Raw genomic sequence first — 10,623 nt, 5'->3', positions numbered from 1 at the left:
ACTCATACCGTTGTAAAGGCTGGTAGGAGTGGTCAGAGATTGCTTGCGTCCACTTTGTGGTTCCCAGAAGACGGGCACCCCGCATCCTCCTTCGGGAGGTGCGGAACAATTGAATACACGCACGGCGTGTAACCCAGATTTGACCATGTGCCCTCGGGCGCGTGTGTCGCCAGGGTTACGGCGGCCATAGCGAGAGGGAAACGCCCGGTCACATTCCGAACCCGGAAGCTAAGACTCTCAGCGCCGATGGTACTGCAGGGGGGACCCTGTGGGAGAGTAGGACACCGCCGGACACCATTCACGATGGCCACCCAGAAATGGGTGGCCATCGCTGTTTAACCGGTCGGTCTCTGTTCGAGGACGAACAGGAGCGGCCGGAGCGACGATGACCGTCGTCGCCCGACTCCGTAACGAGGAGCAGCGATGACTCAGCACGACCCGACGCCCTCCCCGGAATCGAGGCCGCTCCAGAACGGCTTCGACCCCGTGGAGGAGCACGTCCTGTCAGACGAGCTCCTCCGGATCGAGCAGACTCCGCTCAACGAGAGGGCAGCCGGATACGTCCAGCTGCAGGAGCAGCTGCGCATCCGTCTCGAGAACGCGGACCGCGACCGATGACCGACGACTCGCGACTCGACTCGGCTCTCGCGGAACGGGGCATCGCCCGGTCCCGCACCCATGCCGCTCGGATGATCGCCGACGGTCTGGTGACGGTGGACGGCGTCCCTGCACTGAAGCCCTCGATCCGCGTCCGCGACGATCAGGACGTCGCGGTCGCCGGCCTCGACCACTACGTCAGCCGGGCCGCCCACAAGCTGCTCGCCGCCCTCGACACCTTCGCGACGGTGCGAGTCGCCGGCCGGAACGCTCTCGACGTCGGGGCGTCGACGGGCGGGTTCTCGCAGGTCCTGCTCGAGCGCGGCGCCGCCTCGGTGATCGCCCTCGACGTCGGGCACGCGCAGCTCGCTCCCCGGATCCGGTCCGACGATCGCGTCCACGTGGTGGAGGGGTTCAATGCGCGGGATCTCACCGCCGCCCGGCTCGCCGAAGCCGCCAGGACCGAGATCGTTCCGGACCTGGTCGTGTCCGACGTGTCCTTCATCTCCCTGCGGATGGTTCTGCCTCCGGTCGCCGCCTCTGTGGATCCGCTCGCTGACTTCGTGGTGCTGGTGAAGCCGCAGTTCGAGGTCGGCCGCTTGGGAGTGCGGGAGGGGATCGTCCGGGATCCGGAGCTGCGTCGCGAGGCCCTCTCGGACGTCCTGTGGTCGGCCTGGGACCTGGGGCTCGGCGTCGTCGGGCTGGCCGAGTCGCCACTCCCGGGGGGCGCTGGGAATCGCGAGTATCTGGCGCACCTCCACCGCGACCGCGGAACGATTCCGACAGAATGGAGGGACGCGGTCACCGCGTTCACCACCGGGTGACGCGATCGTGTCCGCCGCTGTCGACCGACCAGAAGGACACACCCTCGATGCAGTCCCCTCGTGACGAGCGCAACATCCTCGTCGTCGCCCACACCGGACGGACGGACTCCCTCGATGCGGCGGTCCTCGTCGTCGAGCGTCTCCGGAACTCCGGCGCCCACCCCGTCCTCTGCGCCGACGACAAGGGCGACATCGTCGCGGTCGCTCCGGATCTGAGCGACGTCGCCGTGCTCGGGTCCGACGTGCCGCTCGAGTCCATCGAGCTCGTGTTCGTGCTCGGCGGGGACGGGACTATCCTCCGCGCGGCGGAGATCGTCCGGTCCGGGACGGCCCCTCTGCTCGGCGTGAACCTCGGTCACGTCGGGTTCCTCGCCGAGAGCGAGCGGGACGATCTCGACGACGCCGTCGCCCGTGCGCTCGACGGCGACTACGCGGTCGAGGAGCGGATGACCCTGCAGGTGCGCGTCAAGATCGACGAGGCCGTCGTCTACGAGACCTGGGCGCTCAACGAGGCCACCGTCGAGAAGGGCAGCCGCGAGCGGATGCTCGAGGTCATGGTGGGCGTCGACGGACGGCCGCTGTCGAGCTTCGGCTGCGACGGCATCGTCGTGTCCACTCCGACCGGTTCCACCGCTTACGCCTTCTCCGGAGGCGGCCCCGTCGTGTGGCCGACCGTCGAGGCGATGCTCCTCGTTCCGCTCAGTGCCCATGCGCTCTTCGCGCGGCCCCTCGTCGTGGGTCCGTCGTCGAGCCTCGCCGTCGAGGTCAAGGAGAGGACCGACGGCGTCGGCGTCCTCTGGGCCGACGGCCGGCGCGCCTACGAGCTGCCGCCGGGAGCGCGCGTCGTCTACCGTCGCTCGCCCGTGCCCGTGCGCTTCGCGCGCCTGCACGACGCCCCCTTCACCGATCGACTCGTGCACAAGTTCGGTCTCCCCATCCGCGGATGGCGGGGGTCGGCGGAGACGGAGTAAGGCCCGATGCTCGAAGAGCTGCAGATCCGCGACCTCGGAGTGATCGCCGAGGCGACGCTCCCGCTCGGACCGGGCTTCACCGCGGTCACCGGCGAGACCGGCGCCGGCAAGACGATGGTGGTCACGGCGCTCGGCCTCGTGCTGGGCGCGCGCTCGGACGCGTCCGCGGTGCGCTCGGGAGCGAAGCAGGCCTGGGTGTCGGGGCGCTGGCTGGTCCCCGAGGAGGGCCCGGTCGCCGAGCGCGTCCATGACGCCGGCGGTGATCTCGACGGCCCGGAGCTGCTCCTCGCGCGGTCGGTCTCGGCGGAGGGACGCGGGCGAGCCGTCGTCGGCGGCCGGAGCGCACCTGTCAGCGTGCTGAGCGAGCTCGCCGATCAGCTGGTCGTCGTGCACGGGCAGTCGGACCAGATTCGCCTCCGCTCCGCCGCGGCGCAGCGCGAGGCGCTCGACCGGTTCGGGGGACCCGGTCTCGCCGACGCCCTCCGCGACTACGCGAGCGCCTTCGAGCGCTGGCGGGCCAACCGGGAGGAGCTCGACTCGCTCACCGAGGCCCGGGAGACGCGCGCCCGCGAAGCCGAACGGCTCCGCTCGGCCCTCGCCGAGATCGAGGTGGTCGCCCCCCAGCGCGGGGAGGACGTCGAGCTCGCGGCGCAGTCCGCCCGGCTCGGGAGCATCGAGCAGCTCCGGCTCGCCGCCGGCGAGGCCCGCGAGGCGATCTCGTCCGAGGAGCTGGACGGGCGGGACGCGCTCGGGCTCCTCGAGACGGCGCGGCGCGTGCTGGAGCGGGCGGCCGAGCACGACGCCGCCCTGCAGCCGACGGTCCAGACGCTCGGCGAGGCGGCGGTGCTCCTCGTCGACGCCGCCGGCGGGCTCTCCTCCTACCTGGCGGAGCTCGACCTCGACGGCGCGCACGACCTGGAGCTGATCGAGAACCGGCGGGCGGAGCTGTCCCTGCTCGCCCGCACCTACGGACCGACGCTGGACGACGTGCTCGACCTGGTGGACTCCTCCGGACTCCGCCTGCTCGAGCTCGACGGCGACGACGAGAGGATCGCGGCTCTCGAGGCCGACACCGCGGCCGACGCGGACCTCGTCGACCGCCTCGCGACCCGGCTGACCGAGCTGCGGACCGCGGCGGCCGCCGAGCTGGGGGAGCGGGTCAGCGACGAGCTCACCGCGCTGGCCATGGCGGATGCGCGCCTGCACGTGAAGGTGACGGCCGCGGGGGAGCCGAGCGTCCACGGGCGCGACTCCGTCGAGATGCTGCTCCAGCCGCACACCGGGGCCGCACCCCGGCCCCTCGCCCGCGGAGCCTCGGGCGGCGAGCTCTCGAGGGTGATGCTCGCGATCGAGGTCGTGGTCGCCGCCAACGACCCGGTGCCGACGTTCGTCTTCGACGAGGTCGACGCGGGGGTCGGCGGAGCAGCGGCGATCGAGATCGGCCGACGGCTCGCGCGGCTCGCCGAGACGTCGCAGGTCATCGTGGTGACCCACCTCGCGCAGGTCGCCGCATTCGCCACGAACCACCTCCGCGTCGAGAAGGGCTCGGACGGCGCGGTGACCTCGAGCGCCGTGACGCAGCTCGACTCCGAGGAGCGGGTGTCCGAGATGGCGCGCCTGCTCTCGGGGCTCACCGACTCCGCCAACGCTCTCGCTCATGCGCGGGAGCTCCTCGAATCGAGCCGACGGGGCTGATCGCGAGCGGCCCGGGACGACATCGATCCGTCCCGGGCGGTCCGCCGCCGCCGTTCTGCTGTTACGGTGGAACCCCGTGGTGGACTTTACGAACGCGGGCCTTTCCTCTTCTTCTCCCTCGGATCCCGAGGGCTCCTCCGGGTCCTCGACCCGGAACGCTTCGACGGCCGGGCAGGACGCCCCCTCGAAGATCACGAAGCACATCTTCGTCACCGGCGGTGTCGTCTCCTCGCTCGGCAAGGGACTCACGGCCGCGAGCCTGGGCAACCTGCTGACCGCGCGCGGGCTGCGCGTCGTCATGCAGAAGCTCGACCCGTACCTCAACGTGGACCCGGGGACGATGAACCCGTTCCAGCACGGCGAGGTCTTCGTGACCGACGACGGCGCCGAGACCGATCTCGACATCGGCCACTACGAGCGCTTCCTCGACATCAACCTGAACCAGGCCGCGAACGTCACGACCGGCCAGATCTACTCGCGGGTCATCGCGCGCGAGCGCGCCGGCGAGTACCTCGGCGACACGGTCCAGGTCATCCCGCACATCACGGACGAGATCAAGCGGCGCATGCGCCTCCAGTCGGAGGACGACCCGCAGCCGGACGTCATCATCACCGAGATCGGCGGCACCGTCGGCGACATCGAGAGCCAGCCGTTCATCGAGTCGGCCCGCCAGGTCCGCCACGAGCTCGGCCGCCGCAACGTCTTCTTCGTGCACGTCTCGCTGGTGCCCTTCATGGGCGCCTCCGGCGAGCAGAAGACCAAGCCCACCCAGCACTCCGTCGCGGCGCTGCGCTCGATCGGCATCCAGCCGGACGCGCTGGTGCTGCGGAGCGACCGGCCCGTGTCGGAGTCGAACAAGCGCAAGATCGCGCTGATGTGCGACGTCGACGAGCAGGCCGTGGTCAACGCCAAGGACGTCGCGTCGATCTACGAGATCCCGCAGATGCTCAACGAGCAGGGCCTCGACGCTTACATCATCGACCAGCTGGGCCTCCCGGCCGGCGAGGTCGTCTGGGACGGCTGGTCGCGACTGCTCGAGGCCGTGCACGAGCCCAAGCACGAGGTCACCATCGGCCTGGTCGGGAAGTACATCGACCTGCCCGACGCCTACCTCTCCGTGACGGAGGCTCTGCGAGCCGGCGGCTTCGCGCAGCAGACGAAGGTCGCCATCCGCTGGATCGCCTCCGACGGGCTCGAGGACCCCGAGGCTGCGGCCAAGGCGCTCTCCGAGCTCGACGGCATCTGCGTGCCCGGCGGCTTCGGCATCCGCGGCATCGAGGGCAAGCTCGGCGCGCTGCGCTTCGCGCGGGAGAACGGGATACCGACCCTCGGGCTCTGCCTCGGCCTGCAGTGCATGGTCATCGAGTACGCCCGCAACGAGGCCGGCCTCGAGGGGGCCTCGTCGTCGGAGTTCGACCCGGAGACGGAGTTCCCCGTCATCGCGACGATGGCCGAGCAGGTCGAGATCCTCGCGTCCGGGGACATGGGCGGCACGATGCGCCTCGGCCTCTACACGGCCGAGCTAGCCGAGGGCTCGATCGTCGCCGAGGTGTACGGCGCACCTGAGGCGGCCGAGCGCCACCGGCACCGCTACGAGGTCAACAACCGCTACCGCGACCGGATCGCCGAGGCGGGGCTCTGGTTCTCCGGCCTCTCGCCCGACGGCCACCTCGTGGAGTACGTCGAGCTGCCCCGCGAGAAGCACCCCTACTACGTGGGCACGCAGGCGCACCCGGAGCTCCGCTCGCGCCCGAACGCCGCGCACCCGCTCTTCCGCGGCCTCGTGACCGCCGCCCTCGAGCGCCAGGAGGCCTCGCGCCTCTTCCCGGCATCGGAGGCGGGCGCCGATGAGTGAGCCGCTGTCGGACGAGCTCGTCGAGCCGGAGGTCCTGACCAGTGAGCGCGTCTTCGACGGGATGGTCTGGGGCGTCCGCGCGGAGACGTTCCGCTACGGCGGCGGCGAGCTGCGCCGGGAGTTCCTCGATCACACGGGAGCCGTCGCGGTGCTGGCCCTCGACGACGAGGACCGCGTCGCCCTGATCAAGCAGTACCGGCACCCGGTCCGCACCCGCGAGTGGGAGATCCCGGCCGGCCTGCTCGACGTCGAGGGCGAGGATCCGCTGGTCGCCGCTCAGCGGGAGCTGGGCGAGGAGACGGACCTGCAGGCCGAGCGCTGGGACCTGCTCTCGGAGTTCGCCACCTCGCCGGGCGGCAGCGACGAGGTCATCCGGATCTACCTGGCCCGCGGGCTCTCGTCCACCGGCTCCGCCTTCGACCGCGAGGCGGAGGAGGCCGACATGGAGCTGCGGTGGGTGCCGCTGGACGAGGCGGTCGAGGCGGTCCTCGCCCGCCGGGTGCAGAACCCCTCGCTGACGATCGCGGTGCTCGCGGCGCACGCGTTCCGCTCGCGCGACTGGGACGGGCTGGGCGACGCGTCCTCGCCGTGGACGCGCCACCCGCGGGTCCGCCACCCCCGGGGGTGAGCCCCCGCGCCTGCGCCGAGGCGTACCTCCGGCAGGCGAGCGTGGAGCGCGGGCTCTCGGCGCACACGCTCGCGGCCTACCGGCGCGACCTGGAGCTCTACCTCGGCTGGCTCGAGGAGCGCGGGACCGTCGATCTGGCGCAGCTCGGACGCGTCGACGTGGGGGAGTTCTCCTCCTGGCTGGCCGCACGCCCGGAGCGGCCGCTCGCGGCGAGCTCGCGCGCACGGATCCTCTCGAGCGTCCGAGGGCTGCACCGCTTCGCCCTCGAGGAGGGGGTCGTCGCGGACGACGTGGCCCGGGACGTGCTGCCGCCGAAGATCCCGATGACCCTGCCGAAGGCGGTCACGGTCGAGCAGATGGCGGCGCTGCTCGACGCTGCGCGCGGCGAGGAGCTCGCGGACCTGCGGGACCGGGCCCTGCTGGAGCTGCTCTACGCGACGGGCGCGCGCATCTCGGAGGCGGTGGACCTGAACGTCGACGACGTGGTCGCCGCGGAGGTGGTGCGGCTGACGGGCAAGGGGTCCAAGCAGCGGATGGTGCCGCTCGGCCGCTTCGCCCGCGAGGCGGTCGACGAGTACCTCGTGCGTGCGCGGCCCGAGCTCTCGCGGAGGGGGCGCGCGACGCCGGCGCTCTTCCTGGGGGTCCGCGGGAGCCGCCTGTCGCGGCAGAGCGCCTGGCTGGTCATCCGCGCCGTCGCCGAGAAGGCTGGGCTGGACCGGGAGATCTCGCCGCACACCTTCCGGCACTCCTTCGCGACCCACCTGCTCGCGGGCGGCGCCGACGTCCGCGTGGTGCAGGAGCTCCTCGGGCACGCCTCGGTGGCGACGACGCAGATCTACACGCTGGTGACGGCGGACACGCTCCGGGACGTCTACACGTCCGCGCACCCGCGAGCGCGGCGCTAGAGCCGCGGACCCGCGCGGCGGGGCGCGGCGGCCGGGGAGCGGGGCGCCGGTACACTCGTCGGAGGCCGCGCGGGAGCGCACGCCGCCACGGAAGCGAGGACGACGCAGGTGACACGCAAGACGGACGACAAGGCCGAGCTCACCGGTCTCGAAGCCCCGACGCTCGGCCCGACCGGCCGCCCCCTGCGCGACTTCCCGCTGCCGGTGGAGCTCACCGGTCACGGCCCCGCCCGGATCATCTCGCTCTGCAACCAGAAGGGCGGCGTCGGCAAGACGACGACGACCATCAACCTGGGCGCGACCCTCGCCGAGTACGGCCGCCGCGTGCTGGCCATCGACTTCGACCCGCAGGGCGCCCTCTCGGCCGGCCTCGGGGTCACCACCTACGACGCCATCACGATCTACGACCTGCTCCTCGGCACCGTGAAGGACCCGGCCGAGGCGATCCGGAGGACCCGCGTGCCGGGCCTGGACGTCATCCCGGCCAACATCGACCTCTCCGCCGCCGAGGTCCACCTCGTCAACGAGGTCGCGCGCGAGCAGATCCTCGCCCGGGTGCTCCGCAAGGTGAGCGCGGACTACGACGTCATCCTGATCGACTGCCAGCCCTCGCTGGGCCTGCTCACGGTCAACGCGCTCACCGCGAGCCACGGCGTCCTCATCCCGCTCGAGTGCGAGTTCTTCGCGCTGCGCGGCGTCGCCCTGCTGATCGAGACGATCGACAAGGTCCGCGACCGGCTCAACCCGGTGATCGAGCTCGACGGCATCCTGCCCACGATGTACGACTCCCGCACCCTGCACTCGCGGGAGGTGCTCGACCGGGTGGTCGACGCCTTCGGCGACAGCGTGCTCGAGACGGTGATCGGCCGCACGGTGAAGTTCCCGGACGCCAGCGTGTCCGGCGTCCCGATCACCCAGTTCGCGCCCGAGCACAACGCCGCGAAGGCGTACCGCAAGCTCGCCAGGGAGCTGATCTCGCGTGGCGCGGTCGCCTGAGGTCCTCCTCGAGGAGCGCGCCGCTCCCCCCGGGTTCCACCTCGCGCTGACCAACTTCGAGGGTCCGTTCGACCTCCTGCTGAGCCTCATCGCGAAGCAGCAGGTCGACATCACCGAGATCGCGCTGAGCGCCGTGACGGACGAGTTCCTCTCGTACCTGCACGGGATCGACTCGCTCGAGGGGCTGGATCGCGCGTCGGAGTTCCTCGTCGTCGCCGCGACGCTCCTCGACCTGAAGATCGCCGGACTCCTGCCCCAGGGCGAGCTCGTCGACGCCGAGGACGCGGCGCTGCTGGAGGCGCGAGACCTGCTGTTCGCCCGGCTCCTGCAGTACCGCGCCTTCAAGCAGGTGTCGTCGTGGTTCGCCGAGCGGATCGCGATCGAGACCGCCCGCCACGTGCGGGACGTGCCTCTGGAGGAGGAGTACCGGTCCGCGAAGCCGGAGCTCGTCTGGACCCTGTCGCCCGCCGACTTCGCCGCCCTCGCGACCGTCGCCCTCGCTCCGCGCGAGCTGCCGACGGTGGGCCTGGACCACCTGCACGCCCCGCAGATCAGCATCCGGGAGCAGGCCGCGCACGTCGTGGCGATGCTGTGCGCCCGCGGGAGGGCCACCTTCGGCGAGCTGATCGCGGACGCCGACGAGAAGGGCGTGATCGTCGCGCGCTTCCTGGCCGTGCTCGAGCTCTACCGGCACGCCGCGATCTCGTTCGACCAGCCGGAGCCGCTCGGCGAGCTCACGCTGCGCTGGGTCGCCGAGCAGTGGAGCGATGCGAGCCTCGCCGCGCTCGGAGCCGACTATGACTCCTGACGCCGGCCCCGGGACCGTCGCGTTCGAGATCGACCGGGCGATCGAGGCGATCCTGATGGTCGCGGACGAGCCGCAGCCGCTCGCCTCCCTCGCGACCGCGCTGTCGAGGCCGATCGCCGTGGTCCGCCAGTCGATCGAGCGCCTGGTCGCCGACTACGACGGCGCCGACGGGGCGATCCGCCGGGGCTTCGAGCTGCGCGAGGTCGGTGCCGGCTGGCGGATCTACGTGCGCCGCGAGTACGACCCGGTGGTCAAGGACTTCGTCCTGACGCAGAACCCGACGCGGCTCTCGCAGGCGGCGCTCGAGACGCTCGCCGTGATCGCCTACAAGCAGCCGGTCTCGCGCGGTCAGGTCGCGCAGATCCGCGCGGTCAACGTCGACTCCGTCGCGCGCACCCTCCTCGGCCGCGGCCTCATCGCGGAGGTCGGCCACGACCCCGAGACGGGCGCGGTCCTCTACGGCACCACCGAGCAGCTGCTCGTGCACCTCGGCCTCACCTCGCTCGACGAGCTGCCGAAGATCTCCCCCCTACTGAGCGACGGAAGAGACGGATTCGATGAGCGCGCCTGACAGCGGCCCCGACGGCGAACGACTGCAGAAGGTCCTCGCGGCAGCGGGGGTCGCCTCCCGACGAGTGGTCGAGGAGATGATCGTGGCGCGGCGGATCCGCGTCAACGGCGAGGTGGCGGACGAGCTCGGCCGCCGCATCGATCCGGCGACCGACCGGATCGAGGTCGACGGGGTCGCGGTGCAGCTGGACACCTCGCGCCGCTACGTCATGCTCAACAAGCCGATCGGCGTCGTCAGCTCGCTGGCGGACGAGAACGGACGCACCGACCTCAGCCTCTACACGAAGAACTTCGAGGAGCGGCTGTTCAACGTCGGGCGCCTCGACGCCGAGACCTCGGGACTGCTGGTGCTGACCAACGACGGCGAGCTCGCCCACGTCCTCGCGCACCCGTCGTTCGGAGTGACGAAGACCTACATCGCGAAGGTGCACGGGCAGGTCCTCCCGCAGACGATCGCGACGCTGACCTCCGGGATCGAGCTCGACGACGGACCGGTGGCCGCCGACAAGGCGCGTCTCCTCGGCCGGCCGGAGGGCCGCTCGAACGCCTCGCTCGTCGAGATCACCCTGCACTCCGGTCGCAACCGGGTCGTCCGCCGGATGATGGCGGCTGTCGGCCACCCGGTGATCGAGCTCGTCCGGCGCCAGTTCGGGCCGCTGCACCTGGGCACCCTGCGCTCGGGCGATCTGCGCGACCTGACCCGGGAGGAGCTGGGCGCGCTGCTCACGATCGCGCGGCAGGGCGGCGAGGCGGTGGCGGCCGCTCCCGCGGTCC

10 protein-coding genes, 1 rRNA gene and 1 pseudogene are annotated in these 10,623 nt (G+C 71.7%); all 12 read left to right on the top strand.

The window, feature by feature from the left end:
* Positions 1-176: 176 nt before the first annotated feature.
* Positions 177-293, top strand: a 5S ribosomal RNA gene (gene rrf, locus C5C63_RS03225).
* Between the two features lie 130 nt (positions 294-423).
* Positions 424-618: a hypothetical protein gene (locus C5C63_RS03220; protein WP_104267436.1), complete on the top strand. Its 195-nt coding sequence runs from the start codon at positions 424-426 to the stop codon at positions 616-618.
* Positions 615-1,421 (top strand): TlyA family RNA methyltransferase, encoded by an 807-nt coding sequence (locus C5C63_RS03215; RefSeq protein WP_104292432.1) that lies wholly within the window; start codon positions 615-617, stop codon positions 1,419-1,421. The genes C5C63_RS03220 and C5C63_RS03215 overlap by 4 nt, the downstream gene beginning before the upstream one ends.
* Positions 1,422-1,468: 47 nt before the next feature.
* A complete protein-coding gene (locus C5C63_RS03210; protein ID WP_104222498.1) occupies positions 1,469-2,392 on the top strand; it encodes an NAD kinase in 924 nt (307 codons plus the stop codon).
* A 6-nt stretch (positions 2,393-2,398) separates the two neighbouring features.
* Positions 2,399-4,087, top strand: a complete 1,689-nt coding sequence (gene recN / locus C5C63_RS03205) for a DNA repair protein RecN (RefSeq protein WP_104247183.1) — start codon at positions 2,399-2,401, stop codon at positions 4,085-4,087.
* Positions 4,088-4,277: 190 nt separating this feature from the next.
* Positions 4,278-5,942 carry a CTP synthase gene (locus C5C63_RS03200; protein WP_104222604.1) on the top strand — a complete coding sequence of 555 codons (1,665 nt, stop codon included), beginning with the start codon at positions 4,278-4,280 and terminating at the stop codon, positions 5,940-5,942.
* Positions 5,935-6,570, top strand: a complete 636-nt coding sequence (locus C5C63_RS03195) for an NUDIX hydrolase (RefSeq protein WP_104233392.1) — start codon at positions 5,935-5,937, stop codon at positions 6,568-6,570. The genes C5C63_RS03200 and C5C63_RS03195 overlap by 8 nt, the downstream gene beginning before the upstream one ends.
* The gene (gene xerD / locus C5C63_RS03190) at positions 6,567-7,475 is read left to right on the top strand and encodes a site-specific tyrosine recombinase XerD (protein ID WP_104292433.1); all 909 of its coding nucleotides are present in this window, start codon (positions 6,567-6,569) and stop codon (positions 7,473-7,475) included. The genes C5C63_RS03195 and xerD overlap by 4 nt, the downstream gene beginning before the upstream one ends.
* 108 nt (positions 7,476-7,583) lie before the next feature.
* Positions 7,584-8,471: a ParA family protein gene (locus C5C63_RS03185; protein ID WP_104222502.1), complete on the top strand. Its 888-nt coding sequence runs from the start codon at positions 7,584-7,586 to the stop codon at positions 8,469-8,471.
* Complete coding sequence (locus C5C63_RS03180; RefSeq protein ID WP_104292434.1) at positions 8,455-9,279, top strand: ScpA family protein; 825 nt, start codon at positions 8,455-8,457, stop codon at positions 9,277-9,279. The genes C5C63_RS03185 and C5C63_RS03180 overlap by 17 nt, the downstream gene beginning before the upstream one ends.
* Complete coding sequence (scpB, locus tag C5C63_RS03175) at positions 9,269-9,850, top strand: SMC-Scp complex subunit ScpB (protein ID WP_104238575.1); 582 nt, start codon at positions 9,269-9,271, stop codon at positions 9,848-9,850. The genes C5C63_RS03180 and scpB overlap by 11 nt, the downstream gene beginning before the upstream one ends.
* Positions 9,837-10,595, top strand: a pseudogene (locus tag C5C63_RS03170) (pseudouridine synthase); the annotation flags it as partial. The gene scpB and the pseudogene C5C63_RS03170, both read left to right, overlap by 14 nt.
* Between the last annotated feature and the right edge of the window lie 28 nt (positions 10,596-10,623).

The organism is Rathayibacter sp. AY1B8 (assembly GCF_002932775.1).
Lineage (GTDB): Bacteria > Actinomycetota > Actinomycetes > Actinomycetales > Microbacteriaceae > Rathayibacter.
This window is presented reverse-complemented; position numbering and strand designations above follow the sequence as displayed.